Origin of the sequence: Streptomyces sp. NPDC003038 (assembly GCF_040611115.1) — a bacterium.
Classification (GTDB): domain Bacteria; phylum Actinomycetota; class Actinomycetes; order Streptomycetales; family Streptomycetaceae; genus Streptomyces.
Genome location: NZ_JBEXNN010000011.1, coordinates 75,640 through 93,314, shown reverse-complemented (window position 1 = coordinate 93,314; position 17,675 = coordinate 75,640). Strand labels below are relative to the sequence as shown.

14 protein-coding genes and 1 tRNA gene are annotated in these 17,675 nt (G+C 71.4%); 11 read left to right on the top strand and 4 right to left on the bottom strand.

From position 1 onward, the window contains the following. Positions 1–45 precede the first annotated feature (45 nt). Both ABZX75_RS16470 and ABZX75_RS16465 read right to left on the bottom strand, forming a co-directional pair. Positions 46–2,613: an SUKH-4 family immunity protein gene (locus ABZX75_RS16470; RefSeq protein WP_355410873.1), complete on the bottom strand. Its 2,568-nt coding sequence runs from the start codon at positions 2,611–2,613 to the stop codon at positions 46–48. 7 nt (positions 2,614–2,620) lie between these two features. Beyond that, positions 2,621–3,634 (bottom strand): SMI1/KNR4 family protein, encoded by a 1,014-nt coding sequence (locus ABZX75_RS16465; protein WP_355410872.1) that lies wholly within the window; start codon positions 3,632–3,634, stop codon positions 2,621–2,623. Between the two features lie 406 nt (positions 3,635–4,040). Between ABZX75_RS16465 and ABZX75_RS16460 the strand changes: the two genes are divergently transcribed. Both ABZX75_RS16460 and ABZX75_RS16455 read left to right on the top strand, forming a co-directional pair. Then, positions 4,041–4,505, top strand: coding sequence for a YwqJ-related putative deaminase (locus ABZX75_RS16460; RefSeq protein ID WP_355411043.1), 465 nt, complete (start codon positions 4,041–4,043; stop codon positions 4,503–4,505). 2 nt (positions 4,506–4,507) lie between these two features. Beyond that, complete coding sequence (locus ABZX75_RS16455) at positions 4,508–5,017, top strand: SUKH-3 domain-containing protein (protein WP_355410871.1); 510 nt, start codon at positions 4,508–4,510, stop codon at positions 5,015–5,017. A gap of 105 nt (positions 5,018–5,122) precedes the next feature. Here the strand turns inward: ABZX75_RS16455 and ABZX75_RS16450 are convergent, their stop codons facing one another. Next, complete coding sequence (locus tag ABZX75_RS16450) at positions 5,123–6,412, bottom strand: histidine kinase (protein ID WP_355410870.1); 1,290 nt, start codon at positions 6,410–6,412, stop codon at positions 5,123–5,125. Positions 6,413–6,543: 131 nt separating this feature from the next. On the opposite strand from ABZX75_RS16450, the gene ABZX75_RS16445 reads away from it, so the two are divergent. The 7 genes from ABZX75_RS16445 to ABZX75_RS16415 all read left to right on the top strand — a co-directional run bounded on the left by ABZX75_RS16445 (position 6,544) and on the right by ABZX75_RS16415 (position 12,594). Further along, positions 6,544–7,446, top strand: a complete 903-nt coding sequence (locus tag ABZX75_RS16445) for a hypothetical protein (RefSeq protein ID WP_355410869.1) — start codon at positions 6,544–6,546, stop codon at positions 7,444–7,446. Between the two features lie 22 nt (positions 7,447–7,468). Beyond that, positions 7,469–7,541, top strand: a tRNA-Gln gene (locus ABZX75_RS16440). Between the two features lie 107 nt (positions 7,542–7,648). Then, positions 7,649–9,094, top strand: a complete 1,446-nt coding sequence (gene glmU / locus ABZX75_RS16435; protein ID WP_355410868.1) for a bifunctional UDP-N-acetylglucosamine diphosphorylase/glucosamine-1-phosphate N-acetyltransferase GlmU — start codon at positions 7,649–7,651, stop codon at positions 9,092–9,094. A gap of 132 nt (positions 9,095–9,226) precedes the next feature. Further along, the gene (locus ABZX75_RS16430; RefSeq protein WP_355410867.1) at positions 9,227–10,204 is read left to right on the top strand and encodes a ribose-phosphate diphosphokinase; all 978 of its coding nucleotides are present in this window, start codon (positions 9,227–9,229) and stop codon (positions 10,202–10,204) included. Positions 10,205–10,404: 200 nt separating this feature from the next. Beyond that, positions 10,405–10,986: a 50S ribosomal protein L25/general stress protein Ctc gene (locus ABZX75_RS16425; RefSeq protein WP_355410866.1), complete on the top strand. Its 582-nt coding sequence runs from the start codon at positions 10,405–10,407 to the stop codon at positions 10,984–10,986. A 90-nt stretch (positions 10,987–11,076) separates the two neighbouring features. Next, positions 11,077–11,667, top strand: a complete 591-nt coding sequence (pth, locus tag ABZX75_RS16420) for an aminoacyl-tRNA hydrolase (protein WP_355410865.1) — start codon at positions 11,077–11,079, stop codon at positions 11,665–11,667. Between the two features lie 201 nt (positions 11,668–11,868). Then, the gene (locus tag ABZX75_RS16415) at positions 11,869–12,594 is read left to right on the top strand and encodes an LPXTG cell wall anchor domain-containing protein (RefSeq protein ID WP_355410864.1); all 726 of its coding nucleotides are present in this window, start codon (positions 11,869–11,871) and stop codon (positions 12,592–12,594) included. A gap of 106 nt (positions 12,595–12,700) precedes the next feature. Here the strand turns inward: ABZX75_RS16415 and ppc are convergent, their stop codons facing one another. Next, a complete protein-coding gene (gene ppc / locus ABZX75_RS16410; protein WP_355411041.1) occupies positions 12,701–15,409 on the bottom strand; it encodes a phosphoenolpyruvate carboxylase in 2,709 nt (902 codons plus the stop codon). Positions 15,410–15,891: 482 nt separating this feature from the next. Between ppc and ABZX75_RS16405 the strand changes: the two genes are divergently transcribed. Both ABZX75_RS16405 and ABZX75_RS16400 read left to right on the top strand, forming a co-directional pair. Next, positions 15,892–16,878: an acyl-CoA desaturase gene (locus tag ABZX75_RS16405; protein ID WP_355410863.1), complete on the top strand. Its 987-nt coding sequence runs from the start codon at positions 15,892–15,894 to the stop codon at positions 16,876–16,878. Next, positions 16,878–17,549, top strand: a complete 672-nt coding sequence (locus tag ABZX75_RS16400; protein WP_355411039.1) for a TetR/AcrR family transcriptional regulator — start codon at positions 16,878–16,880, stop codon at positions 17,547–17,549. The genes ABZX75_RS16405 and ABZX75_RS16400 overlap by 1 nt, the downstream gene beginning before the upstream one ends. Positions 17,550–17,675 lie beyond the last annotated feature (126 nt).

Sequence of the window (17,675 nt, the reverse complement as noted above, 5' to 3'; positions counted from 1 at the left end):
CGGCCATTCAACTGATCACCCGATCGACACCGGTTCAGTCCGGCGTCACAGCAATCCGTCCCACATCTGCTCCAGCAGCACCGACCACCAGCTCTCCGGCGAGGCCAGGGCCGCGATGTCCAGCCCCGCCAGATTCGCCTGGAAATCGACGGTCCAGCGGCCCGCCTGCTCCGGCGTCAGATGCTGGCGCAGCCGCCACATGTGACCCAGCATCGCGAGGGACCGTACGAACTGCGGCAGGCTCGAATTCACGAACTGCGGAGGTACCGGGGCACCGCCCGGACCGCCTTCCACCGGCACCGCCACGATGTGCGCGGTCCCGTACTGCACGCAGAGCGCCTTGCCGAAGTCGCTGCCGACGACGAGGTACGAACCGGCGTCCGACGCGGGCTGCACCTGCCGCTGCGCGGCCATCTCGGCGAGCGTCGGCACCGGCTGGCCCGGCACCGCCTGGCCCCAGAAGAACGGCCCGAAGTCGACGGGCACGCCCGCCCACATCAGCGTCTGCGCCACGATCTCCGGCACGCCCTGACGGGACACCGCCCGCTGGTCGAAACGGAAGACACCCTGCGGGCCGAACGCCCCCGCCAGCTCCTGCGCGATCGCGTCCAGCGGGATCGCCGGCTGGAGCGGCACCTGCGGCAGCGGTGCCCGTACCGGCGCGGGGCGCGCCGGGCCGTCCGCCACCTGGTGCAGCTCTCCCTGATGGGTCAGCAGATGCCGCATGCCCTGCTGGCGACCCGCGTGGTCCTTGCCGTACGGGGCCACGCTGGTGATCCGCACCTGCGGCCAGGTCTCGCGGATCATCCGCGCGCAGTAGCCGCCGGGCAGTTCACATGACTCCAGCTCGGTGTGCAGTTCCAGCACCTGCTGCGGCGGCACGTTCATCGCCCGCAGCTCGTGCAGGATCTGCCACTCGGGGTGCGGGGTGCCGGGGGCCGAGCGGCGGATGAGCTGCTGCTCGGAGCCGTCGGGAGCCCGGTAGCGGAGCACGGCCTGATAGCCGGGGCCGACGGTCGGCACACCGGTGGGCCCGCCGACGGGCCCGGACACGGCCTGGGGCGCGGGCCCGGGAGGAGCCGGCGGCCGGCCCACGGCGGGACCGGCCAGCATCGTGGCGGCATGCTCCAGCCCGCCCCCGGGAGCACCGGGAGCGCCCGGCGGACCGGGAGGCTGCGGTACGCCGGGACCCGCGAGCATGGTGGCAGCGTGATGCGCCCCGCCACCGGGGGCCCCGGGCGGACCGGGAGGCGTCGGCGGCTGCCCCACAGCCGGACCCGCCAGCATCGTCGCGGCATGGTCCAGCCCCCGCCCGGAAGAGGCTGGAGACCCCGGCGGACCGGGAGGCTGCGGCGCACCGGGAGCACCGGGCGGACCGGGAGGCTGCGGTACGCCCGGACCCGCGAGCATGGTGCCGGCATGATGCGCCCCGCCACCGGGGGCCCCGGGCGGACCGGGAGGCGCGGGCGGCTGCCCCGCACCCGGAGCACCCGGAGCACCCGGCGGACCGGGAGGCGCCGGCGGCCGACCCACAGCCGGACCGGCCAGCATCGTCGCCGCATGGTCCAGCCCACGCCCGGAAGACGCGGGAGACCCCGGCGGACCGGGAGGCTGCGGCGCACCCGGAGTACCCGGAGCACCGGCGGGGGCGGGGGAACCCGGCCGGGAGATCTGGGCCTTGCTCGTCGGCGCGTCGGCGATGTCGCCCCCGTGCGAACCCTGCGAGCCCTGCAAACCCGTTCCGGGACCCGAGCCCGCGCCCGGCCCCGCCGCCGACACCGGCCCGAGCGCCGGCGCGATCGCGGTCTTCGGCAGCTGGCTGCCCCCCGCCATCAGCGTGGTCTTCGCCTCCGCCGCCGTGACGGGCGGCGGGGCGTCGTCCAGGTCCGACCCGGACAGCGGCGGCGCGAACACGGTCGCGGGCAGCGGCACGGACACGTCGTCGTCCGCGCCGGAGTTCACGTCCGTCCCGGCCCACGGCGTGGAGCCGGTCGGGACAGGGGCGGGCGTCCGGGCCGGCACCCCGTCGTTGGCGGTCGGCTCGTACGGGATCCCTCCCTCACGCCGCAACGGCACCGGGTCCACCGGCGCCGACACGGCGTCAACGGGCTCCACCGGAACGGGAGCGGCGGATTCGGCAGGAGCAGCCGAAACCGGCTCGGCCGAAGCCACGGGGGCCACCGGCGCCGGAGCCGGAGCCGGAGCCACAGCCGCAGCCGAGCTCGACGAACCGCCCGGAATCCCCGCCCGGTCCGCCGCCTCCTGCAACCACTCCGGCGGACTCAGCATGAAGGAGGTCTGCTCCGAGTCGATCCGCGGCGTCGGCACCGAAGCCTCCGCCACCGGCGCGGCCGGAGCCCCGTACTCCTCCTCGTACCGGCGGATCACCTCACCCACCGGCAGCCCCGGCCACAACGTCACCTCGCCGCTGTCCCGCGCGATGACCAGCCGCTGCCGGCCGCCGCCGGACACGGGGCCCGTCGCGCGGTCCTCCGCCCACACCACGAACCCCAGACCGAACTCCCGTACGCGCACCTCGCGGTGCTGGTACGCGGGCACCTCACCGTTGATCCACTCCTCGGCGCGCTCCTGCGCCTGCGCAAACGTCACCACCGCGCCGTCACCCCTCATCCGTACCGGAACGCGCCACCGGAACCGGCCCCGCCACGGGAACCGAGCGTGCGAATCCGCCGTCCACCATCAGACCGGCCACCGTCTCCAGCTCCGGCGGATTCCCCGCCAACCGCTCCAGAAAGGCGTCGAAATCACCGCCGCACGGCAGCAACAGCCGCTCCACGCGCTCCTGCACCGACCAGCCGTCCCGGTCGCGCGCATCGTCGTACGGGGAGAACCACACAGAACCGATCGCCTCGCCCTTCACCTTCACGGCGAGCAGTCCGCCCTGGACGAAGGCCACGCACAGGTAGTCCTTCGTCAGGTGGTCCCGCAGACACTTGTTGACGTACACGAGGTCATTGACCGCCGCCTCCTCACGCACCGTGAAGAACGGCTGGTCCACCAGCAGACCGAGGTCCACGTCGAGGCCCGCGCCCACGGGAGCGCAGCCGCCCGCGGCCTTCAGGAACGAGCGGTACGGCTCCGGCAGCCGGTAGCCGAGGTCCTCCTCGACCCCCTGCACCTGCTGCTCGGACACCGACACCACCGACTTCGGCAGCCCCAGGTGCGCCGGGCGCACCTCCTGAAGCGACCGCGTCCCGCGCTTCTCGTGGTCGACCGGCGCCGTCGCCAGTCCCGCGTGATGCCGCAGCAGCGCCTTCACCTCGACCGGGACCAGCTCCATCCGCCGCGAACCCGCCACGTGGTGCCAGGTCCAGCCGTGCGGGGTCGCCACCGGGCCGACGGTGTCCCACAGCTCGTGGCCGACGGCCTGCATCGCGGCGTTCGCGGACACGTAGTCCGTCAGCCGCAGCTCGTCCACGCCGAAGCCCTCCGGGGGTTCGGCGATCTCCACGGCCGCACGCGCGTACGGGGAGAGGTCCGGATGTCCGCCCTCGTCCATCCGCACTCCGTGGGGATGCCGAGCGGCCCGGACCGGGTCCGGGAAATGCACGACCTGCCCCGAATAAGCGGCGTTGGGTGGCGCGGCGTGATGCCCGAGCCGACCTGTCGTCATGGCGGTAGCCCCCTGCTGGATCTGGCTGGTTCACCACAGCCTATGTGCTGGGGCAAGGGACCCACCCGCACGCGACCCGCGCACCCGCGCGCGGGCCGGGAACATCCGAATTGATACGAATATTCGACCCCGCTTCCGCGCGACAGGGGACATTTGGCAGGCTGTCCCCGCACCACGGGGGCGTGCGCGACAGCGGCCACCACCGCGGCACGGGAGGGAAAGCACGACCATGCAGAACACCGCGACACGTACGGAACCAGCCGACACGGCCTCAGGGACCCCGCGAACGCCCGGCACACCGGGCACACCGGGCACACCAGACAGACCCAGTACACCCGGCACACCGGCACCCACCGGCGCCCCGGGAGGAGCCGCCGACGCGGGCGGCCCCGCCGGCGACCCCCGCCTGCGCTGGAGCAGCGCCGACGGCCGCCCCGCCGCGCCCGTCCTGCGCTTCCGCCGCGACGGCATCCTCCCGACCGTCGCCGCCGCCCTCTCCGTACGCGGTGAAACCCTCACCGGCACCGCCGGCAAGGCCGACCAGCCGCCCGTACTCCACCCCCTCGTCCAGGACTTCCTGGACACCCTCACCAGCGGCCAGCGCGAACGATTCACGGGCCGCTGCCCCGAGGCGATCCTGCTCTCCCGCCACCTGACCACCGTCGAAGGCGCCCGCAGCAAACGCGCCTCCCGCAAGCCCCTCACCCCGAGCGAGGCCCGCCGCTCGCTCAAACACGCCAAGATCACCGCCCGCCGCATCCGCGAGGACGGCGACCCGCTCCACGGCAGCTACGCACCCCCCTGCCGCTCCTGTGACGCCCTCCTCGCCCACTTCGGCGTACGCCCCGTCGACCTCACCGCATCCGAGTAGCCATGACCACTGCCTCAGCCTCCTACGACCGCTCCTCGACCACCCGCTTCCCGGTCGCCGTGGACTCGGCCCTGCGCACCGCCGGCTGGGAACCCGGCCGCTGGGACATCAAGCAGGCCGAGTACTGGGCCGACGCACTGCGGGACCACACCACCCCCGCCGGGCACCGGCACACCGTCTTCCCCGCCGCCGTCGAGGCCTGGGCCGAATTCGGCGGGCTCACCGTCACCGCCCCGGGACCCGGCCGGCAGATAGCGCCCACCGCGGTCCGGCTCGACCCGCTCACCGGACTCCACCTGGCCCGAACCTTCGCCGACCTCGGCCGCGCCCTTACCACCCAGCTCTGCCCCCTCGGGGTCGGCGCGGACGGCGGCTCGCACCTCGCCATCGACCGCGAAGGCCGCGTCTACGGCATCGACCACACGGGCGACTGGTACCTCGGCTCAAGCCTCGACGAGGCCCTCACCCTCCTCCTGACGGGCCTCCAGCCGACCCGCCTCACCACCGGCTGACCGGCATACGGTCCGGACCGGCGGGCGGGCGCGCGGCCGGGCGCACGTCCGGCCACGTGGCCGGACGCCCGGCGTACGGCCACCACCCGCACCGACCCGGGCGGCCTACTCGGCCGGCAGCACCGCCGACACCCGGAACCCGCCCGCATCCGTCGGCCCGGACACGAACACCCCGCCCAGCCCGAGCACCCGCTCCCGCATCCCGACCAGCCCGTTACCGCCACTGGGCAGCCCGGGCTCGGCGGCCTTGCCGTCACAGGGCCCGTTCTCCACCTGCATCGCCACCTCCCCGTCCCGATGCGCGAGCCGCACCACGACCCGCGCGCCGGGAGCGTGCTTGTGGCAGTTGGTGAGCGCCTCCTGCACCACCCGGTACGCGGTCTGCTCCACCTCCGGCGCGTACGCCACCCCCTCGCCCCGCACCACCATCTCCACGGCCATCCCGGCCGCCCGCGACTGCCCGACCAGGTCCTCCAGCGCATCGAGCGAAGGCCCGTCCTCCAAACCGCCCACCAGCACCACGGGCGCAGCCTGCACCGCGGGCCCGGCCGACACCGCCGCCGCGGCCGACACGGCCGCCACGGCCGGCTTCGGCGCCTGCGCCCGCAGCACGCCGAGCATCTCCCGCAGCTCCGTCAACGCCTGCCGCCCCATGTCCCCCACCAGCGCGGCGTTCTTCGCGGCCCGCGCCGGGTCCTTCAGGGCCACCGCCTCCAGGGCCGCCGCGTGCACCACCATCAGGCTCACCCGGTGCGCCACCACGTCGTGCATCTCCCGCGCGATCCGGGTGCGCTCCTCGGTACGGGCCCACTCGGCCCGCTCCTCCGCCCGGTCCGCCAGCAGCGACAGCTCCCGCTCCAGGGAGTCCGCCCGCTCCTGAAGGCTCTCCAGCAGCCGCCGCCGGGCCCCTATGTACAGCCCGAACAGCACCGGCGGCACGGTCAGCGCCACCGCCACGAAGCAGGACAGCACGACCACCAGCGTCGGGTCGGCCTCCACGTCCCCGCGGGTCCGCAGGTACATCACCACGAAGGTCCCGCCCAGTGACATCGAGGCGAGGACCGCGGTGATCCGCCGGGGCACGTCGGAGGAGGCGAGCGTGTACAGCCCCACCACTCCGAGCACGAACCCCATCGCGGCCGGCGCCACGGCGATCCCCACGAGCACCACCGCGATCGGCCACCGCCGCCGCAGGACGAGCGAGGCCCCCACCCCCAGCCCGAACAGCACCCCCACCACGGTCGGTACCCCCGCCTCACGGGCGAAGGCCACCCCTTCCCACGCGCACTCGACGGCGGACACCCCGCCGAGCCCCACGTCCCACACGGCATCCCGCCGCCGCCCCCACCACGCCGGCGGCCCAGCGCGGCCTTCCACTTCCCCCGTACTGGTCATGCCGTCCAGCCTACGCAGCGGCCCCAGCACACTGGCCACCGGAAATCCCGGAAACTGCCGGTCATCGCACGTACGACTGAATCGTCCACGAATCAAGACCTGAATCCCACATTCCGGACGATATTGGCGACATGACCGAAATCCGACGTCGCCCCGGCGACGGCACCGGCGGCCTCCGCACCGGAACCGCGACCTTCGAATCCCTCCGCGAGCAGGCCGTCACCCTGCGCCGCGAAGGGCTGAGCCTGCGCCAGATACGCGACCGCCTCGGCGTCCACAACAACACCATCCTCAACGCCCTGGTGAAGGGCGAACCCCCGCCCGCGTGGACGAAGCGCCCCCGCGCCAAGGACGACCTCCGCGCGAAGGCCCGTGAACTCCGCCTCCGGGGCATGACCTACGACGAGATCCAGGTGGAGCTGGGCTGCTCGAAGAGCTCGATCTCCCTCTGGGTCCGCGACCTCCCGAAGCTCGATCACCGGTCCCCTGCGGAGCAGGGGAGGGACGCGGCCCTCAAGCGCTGGGCGCATGAAGGACCCCTGCGGGAGGCTCGACGTGAGGCGGCCGTCTCGACGGCCGAAGACGCTGTGGGTGCGCTGAGCGCCCGCGAACTCTTCCTCGCGGGCGTCGCCCTCTACTGGGCGGAAGGGAGCAAGAGCAAGCCGTACCGGCGCGATGAGAGCGTCACGTTCATCAACAGCGACCCGGGCGTCATTCGGGTCTACCTGGCCTGGCTGCGCCTGATGGAGATACCCCGCGACCGCATCCGCTTCCGCTTCCGGGTGATGATCCATGAATCCGCCGACGTGAGCGGGGCCGAGAAGTACTGGGCGGATCACGTGGGCGTGGACCACGACCAGCTTCAGCGGACCACCCTCAAGAAGCACAACCCGAAGACCGTCCGGAAGAACACGGGCAGCGCATACCGCGGGTGCCTGATCGTCCGCGTCTCATCCGGATGCGACTTGTACCGTCGCATCGAAGGCACGTGGTGCGGCATAGTAGGTGGCGTCGACTCGATCACCGGCACGTAATGCCCGATTTAGTCGGCTATATTCCCCCGTAGTGTAATTGGCAGCACAGTGGCTTTTGGTGCCATTAGGTTCGGGTTCGAGTCCTGACGGGGGAGCCCTGCACCGGGTCCTGACCATCGAGGTCGGGACCCGCGTTCGTTCGTGGCCACTGGGGCCCCCGGTATCCTTCCTGCGTCCACTCCCGAAGCCGAAGGGCATCCCCGTGAGCGCCAACCGCCCGGCAGCCGTCGTCGTACTCGCAGCGGGTGAAGGCACCCGCATGAAGTCGGCCACTCCCAAGGTTCTGCACGAGATCTGCGGGCGTTCGCTCGTCGGTCACGTCGTCGCCGCCTCCCGCGAGCTGGACCCCGCCGAACTCGTCGTCGTCGTCGGGCACGCCCGGGAGCAGGTCGGCGCACACCTGGCCGGGATCGACGCCGGCGTGCGCACCGCCGTCCAGTACGAGCAGAACGGCACCGGCCACGCCGTCCGGATGGCCCTCGAAGAGCTCGGCGGGCCCGTCGACGGCACCGTGATCGTCGTCTGCGGGGACACGCCGCTGCTGACCGGCGAGACCCTGGAGCAGCTCGCGCGGACGCACACCGCCGACGGGAACGCCGTCACGGTGCTCACCGCCGAGGTTCCGGACTCCACCGGCTACGGGCGGATCGTGCGCGACGCCGGCGGCGCCGTGACCGCCATCGTCGAGCACAAGGACGCCACCGACTCCCAGCGCGCCATCCGGGAGATCAACTCGGGGGTCTTCGCCTTCGACGGCGCCCTGCTCGCCGACGCGCTCGGCAAGGTCCGCACCGACAACAGCCAGGGCGAGGAGTACCTCACCGACGTGCTGGGGATCCTCCGCGAGGCGGGGCACCGCGTGGGTGCCTCGGTCGGCAGTGACCACCGCCAGATCCTCGGCATCAACAACCGCGTCCAGCTCGCCGAGGCCCGCGCGCTGCTGAACGCGCGGCTGCTGGAGCGGGCCATGCTCGCGGGTGTGACGGTCGTGGACCCCGCCAGTACGTTGGTCGACGTGACCGTCACCTTCGGGCAGGACGCGATCGTCCACCCCGGTACGCAGCTGCTGGGTGCCACCCATGTCGCCGAGGGGGCCGAAGTCGGCCCGAACACCCGGCTGAAGGACACTCAGGTCGGCCCGCGCGCTCGCGTGGACAACACCGTGGCCGACAGCGCGGTCATCGGCGAGTCGGCGAGCGTCGGTCCCTTCGCGTACCTGCGTCCGGGCACGAAGCTCGGCTTGAAGGCCAAGGCCGGTACGTACGTCGAGATGAAGAACGCGACGATCGGCGAGGGTACGAAGGTGCCCCACCTGTCGTACGTGGGCGATGCGACGATCGGTGAGTACACCAACATCGGTGCGGCGAGCGTCTTCGTGAACTACGACGGTGAGCACAAGCACCACACCACCGTCGGCTCACACTGCAAGACGGGCTCCGACAACATGTTTGTGGCTCCCGTCACGATCGGGGACGGCGCTTACACGGCCGCCGGTTCGGTGATCACCAAGGACGTGCCGCCCGGTGCGCTGGCGGTGGCCCGTGGCCAGCAGCGGAATATCGAGGGCTGGGTGGCCCGGAAGCGTCCGGGCAGTGCGGCGGCGACGGCGGCTCAGTCGGCGGCTTCGGAGGACTCCGAGCGCCGTTGAGGTGAACTGACCGGAAACGGGTGCGTCCGGGACGGCGTACCGTGATAGTGCACGCAATTCGGCTGGCTCACCGTGTGCGGGACGGACGCACATGGGGGCGAGCAGCTTCAACACGTCTGAGGAGACAGTGCTGTGACCGGGATCAAGACGACCGGCGAGAAGAAGCTGATGCTCTTCTCCGGCCGCGCCCACCCCGAGCTGGCCGAGGAGGTCGCGCACCAACTGGGAGTCGGCCTCGTGCCGACCAAGGCTTTCGACTTCGCGAACGGTGAGATCTACGTCCGTTTCCAGGAGTCGGCTCGCGGCGCGGACTGCTTCCTGATCCAGAGCCACACGGCTCCGATCAACAAGTGGATCATGGAGCAGCTGATCATGATCGACGCGCTGAAGCGCGCGTCGGCACGCTCCATCACGGTGATCGTCCCGTCCTACGGGTACGCCCGCCAGGACAAGAAGCACAAGGGCCGCGAGCCGATCTCGGCCCGTCTGGTCGCCGACCTCCTGAAGACCGCGGGTGCGGACCGCATCCTCACGGTCGACCTGCACACGGACCAGATCCAGGGCTTCTTCGACGGCCCGGTCGACCACCTCTCGGCGCTGTCGGTCATGGCGGACTACGTCGGTGCCAAGGTGGACCGTTCCAAGCTGACGATCGTCTCCCCGGATGCCGGCCGGGTGCGTGTGGCCGACCGCTGGTGCGACCGTCTGGACGCCCCGCTGGCCATCGTGCACAAGCGCCGTGACAAGGACGTCGCCAATCAGGTGACCGTCCACGAGGTCGTGGGTGAGGTCAAGGGCCGTGTCTGTGTCCTGGTCGACGACATGATCGACACGGGTGGCACCATCTGCGCAGCCGCCGACGCGCTGTTCGCGCACGGTGCGGAGGACGTCATCGTGACGGCCACGCACGGCATCCTGTCGGGCCCTGCGGCCGACCGTCTGAAGAACTCGAAGGTCAGCGAGTTCATCTTCACGAACACGCTGCCGGACCCGTCGGACCTGGAGCTGGACAAGATCACGGTCCTGTCGATCGCCCCGATGCTGGCCCGCGCGGTGCGCGAGGTCTTCGAGGACGGTTCGGTCACCAGCCTCTTCGAAGAGCAGCAGTAAGACAGGCAGTAACACCGGCTCCCAGGAGCCGGGAGAGATCCTTTTGAAGTGCGGCCCCCACGCCGGGTAGACTCATGAAGTTGCTCGGCGAGGGAGGCCGCACTTTCATGTGCGGACACTCCGTTATCGACGCGCTCTTCGTAGCAGGCCGTTCCGGCCGGGTGACTCTGTCCATTTCCGTCACCCCACGAGGAGTGAGCATGTCCGAGGTCAAGCTTTCCGCCCAGCTGCGCGACACCTTCGGCAAGGGCTCTGCCCGCCAGGCCCGTCGCGACGCGCTGGTTCCCGCCGTGATCTACGGCCACGGCCAGGACCCGAAGCACGTCAACGTCGAGGGCCACGGCCTGCTGCTGGCGCTGCGCACCCCGAACGTCCTGATCTCCCTGGACATCACGGGCGCCGGCACCGAGCTGGTCATCCCGAAGGCCGTGCAGCGTCACCCGCTGAAGCGCTCCATCTCGCACGTGGACTTCCTGATCGTCAAGAAGGGCGAGAAGGTCACCGTCGACGTCGCGATCGTCACCGAGGGCGAGCTGGCCGTCGGCGGCAACATGCTGGAGACCCTCCAGAACACGATCTCCGTCGAGGCCGAGGCCACCCACATCCCGACCGAGGTCACCGTCTCCATCGCGGGCCTTGAGGCCGGCGCCACCATTCACGCCCGGGACCTGGTCCTGCCGGCCGGTACCACGCTGGCCGTCGACGGTGACATCGCCGTGCTGCAGGTCGTCGCCCCGCAGGCCGAGGAGCCGGCCGCCGAGGCCGAGGGCACCGAGGCCTGAGCCTCGCCCTTTCCCCTCAGCACTTGCTGAACGACCGCCGTCCGGCTCCACTGGAGCGGGACGGCGGTCGTCCTCGTTAAGGAGCTATTGATGTCGGACGACGCGGCGCCCTGGCTGATCGTCGGCCTCGGGAATCCCGGGCCGGAGTACGCGGGCAACCGCCACAACATCGGGTTCATGGTGGCCGATCTGCTGGCGGACCGGATCCGCGGGAAGTTCAAGGCGCACAAGGCCCGGGCCCAGGTGGTCGAGGGCCGTATGGGCCCGCCGGGACCGGCGGGCCGCCGGGTGGTGCTGGCCAAGCCGATGACGTACATGAATCTGTCCGGCGGGCCGGTGACGGCGTTGCGCGACTTCTACAAGGTCCCGCTGGAGCGGATCGTCGCGATCCACGACGAGCTGGACATCGACTACCCGACGCTGCGCCTGAAGCTGGGCGGCGGGGACAACGGCCACAACGGCCTGAAGTCGATGACGAAGGCGATGGGGCCGGACTACCACCGGGTCCGCTGCGGCATCGGCCGGCCCCCGGGCCGGATGCAGGTCGCCGACTTCGTGCTGAAGGACTTCTCCTCCACGGAGCGCAAGGAGCTGGAGTGGTTCGTGGACCGGGCGGCGGACTCGGTGGAGTGCCTGGTCCAGGAGGGCTTGGAGCGGGCGCAGTCGGCGTACAACTCCTGAGGTGGGTAGGGCCGTCGGGGTTCCGGCGGCGGCGGGGGGCCCGCCGTCGCTGGATCGTTATCCGCGACCTTTGGTGTGCTGGAGCTGTTATGGGGCTGGAGGGGTCAAACCCGCCTTGACCGGCCGGGAGAACCGGAGTTGGCTACTCCGCCTCACCCCCCACTCCTGTCCGCCCTTCCTGCTTTCGAAGTTGGTATGCCCATGCGCGCCTTTGCTTCAACGGGTGCGGTCGTAGCGGCAGTAGCCGTCTCCGTGCTGCTCGCCCCCGCCGCCGCCCACGCCACCCCTCCCGGGGACAACGGCAATGTGAAGATCCACGACGCGAAGACCGGTGAGTGGCTCAAGAAGAACGAGCCCCACGTCTGCACCTTCTACCTCGACGGTTTCCAGTTCGACAGTGCCCAGCAGGTGTCCTGGCGGATCGAGGCCTGGGCCCCGACCGCCGATGTGAAGGGCACCGAGGTGAAGGCCGGCTCGCTGAAGCTGGACGGCTCCGGTCACGAGCGCACCGAGAACCTGAGCCTGCCCGACGGCCACTACAAGCTGTTCTGGAACTTCGACGGCGAGCACGGCCGGGCGAAGCACAAGGTGTTCTGGGTCGACTGCTCCGACGAGTCCAAGCCGGGCAACCCGGGTGGCACGCCGTCGGGTACGCCCTCCGGGACGCCGTCCGGTTCGACGAGCGCGTCCGCTTCGGGCAGCCCGTCCGCGAAGCCGTCCGGCAGCCCGTCCGCCAAGCCGTCGGGTTCGGCGTCCTCCCCCGCTCCGTCCGGATCGGTGGCCGCCGCCGGCGGCTCCACCGGCGGGGACCTGGCGAACACCGGCTCGGACGCCCCGATTGGCCTGATCGCCACGATGGCGGGTGCGCTGATCGCCGCGGGCGCCGTCCTGGTGGTCCGCCGCCGCAAGGCCGGCGCCACGGGCTGAACCCCGTAGGCACCCGGTAGGCACCCCGTAGGCACCCGGCACGAGAGAAGGGGTCCCCCGCCGCCACGACGGCGCGGGGGACCCCTTCTCGTGCGTACGGGGAGACTCAGCCGGTGTTGCGCAGGCCCGCGGCGACGCCGTTGACCGTGAGCAGCAGGGCGCGGGCCAGCAGCGGGTCCGCGGCCTCACCGCGGGCGGCGGCGGCGCGCTGGCGGGCCAGCAGGGAGACCTGGAGGTAGGAGATGGGGTCCAGGTAGGCGTCGCGGACGGCGAAGGTCTGCTGGAGCACCGGGTGGGAGTCGAGGAGCTTGCGGCCGCCGGTGATGCGCAGGACCTCGCGCACGGTGAGCTCGTGCTCGGCCTCGATGCGGGCGAAGACGTGCTGGAGGTGGTCCGGGACGAGGGTGTCGACGTAGTGGCGGGCGATCCGCAGGTCGGTCTTGGCCAGCGTCATCTCGACGTTGGACAGGAAGTTGCGGAAGAAGTGCCACCGCTCGCCCATCTCGGCGAGGACGGCGTCCTGGCCCGCTTCGCGCAGCGCCTTGAGGCCCGAGCCGACCCCGTACCAGCCGGGGACGATCTGGCGGGACTGGGTCCAGCCGAAGACCCACGGGATGGCGCGCAGGCCGTCGAGTCCGGCGCCGGAGTCGGGGCGCCGCGAGGGGCGCGAGCCGAGGTGGAGGTCGGCGAGCTGGTCGACGGGGGTGGCGGCGAAGAAGTACGCGGGCAGGTCCGGGTCCTCGACGAGTGCCCGGTACGCGGCGTGGGCGGCGTCGGAGACGGTGTCCATGGCCGCGTCCCAGCGGGCGAGGGCCTCGTCGGACTGGCGGGGGGCGGTGTGCAGGGCGGAGGCCTGAAGGGTCGCCGCGACGGTCAGTTCGAGGTTTTCGCGGGCCAGCGAGGGGACGAGGTACTTGTCGGAGATGACCTCGCCCTGTTCGGTGACCTTGATCTCGCCTTCGAGGGTGCCCCAGGGCTGGGCGAGGATCGCGTCGTGGGAGGGGCCGCCGCCGCGGCCGACGGTGCCGCCACGGCCGTGGAAGAGGCGCAGCCGCACGCCGTAGCGGTGGGCGACGTCGCGCAGGCGGCGCTGGGCGCGGTGGATCTCCCACTGGGAGGTGGTGATGCCGCCGAACTTGGAGGAGTCGGAGTAGCCGAGCATGACCTCCTGGACGTCGCCGCGCAGCGAGACCAGGCGCCGGTAGGAGGGGTCGGCGAGCATCTCGTCGAGGATGACGTCGGCGGCGCGGAGCTCGTCGGTGGTCTCCAGGAGCGGGACGATGCCGATCTTGGCCCAGCCGCCGTGCAGGTCGATGAGGCCGGCCTCGCGGGCGAGGACGGCGGCGGCGAAGACGTCGTCGGCGCCCTGGCACATCGAGATGATGTAGGACTCGATGACCTCGGGGCCGAACTTCTCGAAGGCGTCCTTGACGGCGAAGAAGACGCCGAGGGTCTTGTGTCCGGCGGCGTCGAGCGGGGCCGGGGTGGGGGCCAGCGGGCGCCGGGAGCGGAGTTCCTTGGCGAGGAGCTTCTGCCGGTAGTCGCGCGGCATGTCGGCGTAGCGCCAGGACTCTTCGCCGAGCCGGTCGAAGAGCTGCCCGAGCGCGTGGTGGTGGGCGTCCGCGTGCTCGCGTACGTCCATGGTGGCGAGCTGGAGGCCGAAGGCCGCCAGGGTGCGGATGGTGCGGTCCATGCGGCCGTCGGCGAAGAGCGCGCCGCGGTGTTCGCGCAGGGAGGTCTGGATGAGGGTGAGGTCGCTCAGCAGCTCGGCGGTGCCGAGGTAGTCGCGGCCTTCCTCGTGCGGGGTGCCCTTGGCCAGGCGTTCGCGGGTGTTGACGAGCTTCTGCCGGATGCAGGTGGCCTTGAGGCGGTACGGCTCCTCGGCGTTCAGCCGCTTGTAGCGCGGGCTGATCTCGGGGAGGCGTTCGAGGTCGGCCTGGAGCGAGGAGAGGAGTTCCTCGGTGGCTCCGGTGTAGCGGATGGAGTTGGACAGCAGGCCGCGCAGGAAGTCGATGAGCTCCAGGGCGTCGGTGATGCCGTGCTCGTGCTGGAGGATCAGCACGTCCCGGGTGACGTCGGGGGTGACGTTGGGGTTGCCGTCGCGGTCGCCGCCGATCCAGGTGCCGAAGGTGAGCGGGCGGGTGCCGGGGGGCAGCTCGACGCCGACGCGCTGGAGCTCGGCGGCGAGGTCTTCGAGTACGTCTCCGACCGCTCCGGCGTGCAGCTCGTCGAGGTAGTAGATCGCGTTGCGGGCCTCGTCGGCGGGCTCGGGGCGGACCACGCGCAGCTCGTCGGTCTGCCAGACGAGGTCGATGTTCTCGGCGAGGCGCAGGTCGTGGCGGCGGCGGTCGCCGGGGCCGGTGACGGGCTCCTCCAGGAGGGCGGCGATGCGGCGCAGCTTGTTCAGGACGCTGCGGCGGGCGGCCTCGGTGGGGTGTGCGGTGAAGACCGGGCGGACGTTGAGGTTCCTGACCGTCTCGCGCAGGTGCTCGGGGTCGGCGTCCTTGAGCATGTCGGCGGTCCGGGCGAGGAGACCGCCCTCGGCGGCGCGGTGGGCGCGCAGCTCCTTGCCGCGGTGCACCTGTTCGGTGACGTTGGCCAGGTGGAAGTAGGTGGAGAAGGCGCGCACCAGCTTGGCGGCGGTTTCCAGGTCGGTTTCGCCGAGCAGGGCGGCGGCGGCTTCGCCGTCGGTGCGGGTGAGGGCGCGGACACGTTCGACGAGGTCGAGCAGGTCCTGGCCCTCCTGGCGTACGAGGGTCTCGCCGAGGAGGTCGCCGAGTCGGCGGATGTCCGCGCGCAGCTCCGCGTTGGCCATGTCTGCGGGGGAAACGGTGGCCGGGTTGACGGGGGCCTGGGAGGCCTGGTCAGCACTGCTCACAGGTGCGGCTCCTTGCAGTGTTCGAGCGCTACTGGGCTGTGGGCCCCCGGCGGCGCGCGGTGGTTCTTCCCCCGGACTCCTACCCAGCTACCGCTGGGAGGTGTCCCTCGGGGGGACCCCCGCCTGGTGCGCAGCTCGGGCTGCCCGTGCGGACCGCGCTGTCCGACGACACCAGGATAGGTGTCCGATGCCCGTGCCTGGGCAAACGTGTCAGTAGGTGGAACCTGCGCGGTCGGCGCACACCACCCGTCCGGGGCCGTGTCCGGACCGTGTCCGGACCGTGCTCCTCTTGCCGCCGGCTTCACCTTTGCCATACTTACGATGCCGTAGGTTACGGTTCCGTAGGTCCGTGATCGGGCTCCCCCAGCTCCTGCTGGGAGGCTCCCCCCTCGCCGACTCCTCACCCCCAGGGGATTCCCATGACCCTCAGTTCCGACCTGATCGAGGACGCCTCACGCGCGCCCTCCGGTACTCCGTCCGAGCCGTCCGCGACCCGCGGCGGCGAGAGCAAGAGATCCGTCGAGCAGATCGCGCTTCTGCTCTTCATCGTCTTTCCCTTCCTGGCGCTGCTGGCGGCTGTCCCGCTGGCCTGGGGCTGGGGGGTGAGCTGGCTGGACCTCGGCCTGATGGTGTTCATGTACTTCCTGGCCTGCCACGGCATCACCATCGGTTTCCACCGTTACTTCACGCACGGCTCCTTCAAGGCCAAGCGGCCGCTTCGGATCGCTCTGGCCGTCATGGGTTCCATGGCGGTGGAGGGCCCGCTGGTGCGCTGGGTGGCGGACCACCGCAAGCACCACAAGTACTCCGACCACGAGGGTGACCCGCATTCGCCGTGGCGTTTCGGGGAGACGCTGCCCGCGTTGATGAAGGGCCTGTGGTGGGCACACATCGGCTGGCTCTTCGACGAGGAGCAGACCGATCAGCAGAAGTACGCCCCGGACCTGATCAAGGACCCGGCGATCCGCCGCATCTCGCGTGACTTCGTCTACTGGACGATCCTCTCGCTGGCGATCCCGCCGCTCGTCGGTGGCCTGGTGACCATGTCCTGGTGGGGCGCCTTCACGGCGTTCTTCTGGGGTTCCCTGGTGCGGGTGGCGCTGCTGCACCACGTGACGTGGTCGATCAACTCGATCTGCCACGCCGTGGGCAAGCGGCCGTTCAAGTCCCGGGACCGCTCGGGCAACGTGTGGTGGCTGGCGGTGCTGTCCTGCGGCGAGTCCTGGCACAACCTGCACCACGCCGACCCGACCTCCGCCCGGCACGGTGTCCTGCGCGGCCAGGTCGACTCCAGTGCGCGGCTGATCCGCTGGTTCGAGCAGCTGGGCTGGGCGACGGACGTGCGCTGGCCTTCGGAGGCCCGCCTCGACGCCCGGCGCAGGGAAAACGAGCCGAACGCGGCATGATGGGGGGCGTGGCGATCGACGGCGGTAATTCCAGCAGCGACAAGCCCAGGCGCGGTCGCCGGGTCCGGATGACGGGCGCGGAGCGGCGTCAGCAACTGCTGGACATCGGTCGGGCCCTGTTCGCCGAGAAGGGCTTCGAGGGCACGTCGGTGGAGGAGATCGCGGCGAAGGCCGGGGTGTCGAAGCCGGTGGTGTACGAGCACTTCGGCGGCAAGGAAGGCCTGTACGCGGTCGTCGTGGACCGGGAGATGCGCCAGTTGCTGGACGGGGTGACGGGCGCGCTGACGGCCGGGCACCCGCGGGAGCTGCTGGAGCAGGCGGCCTTCGCCCTGCTGGACTACATCGAGTCCTACACGGACGGTTTCCGCATCCTGGTGCGGGATTCCCCCGTGGCCCAGTCGACGGGCACCTTCGCCTCGCTGATCAGCGATATCGCCACGCAGGTCGAGGACATCCTGGGCCTGGAGTTCAAGGCCCGCGGCTTCGACCCGAAGCTGGCCCCGCTGTACGCGCAGGCGCTGGTCGGCATGGTGGCGCTGACGGGGCAGTGGTGGCTGGACGTGCGCCGCCCCAAGAAGGCGGAGGTCGCCGCGCACCTGGTGAACCTGGCCTGGCACGGGCTGGACGGGCTGGAGGCGAAGCCGCGCCTGGTGGGCCACCGTAAGAGCTGAGGCCGCGTACGCGCCTTCGCGTACGCGGCCGGAGTGCGACGGCGCCCCGTCACCGGGATCCGGTGGCGGGGCGCCGTCGTGTCCGGATCACATGACGGGTCGCGGGCGGTGTGCTTCCAGGGGTTC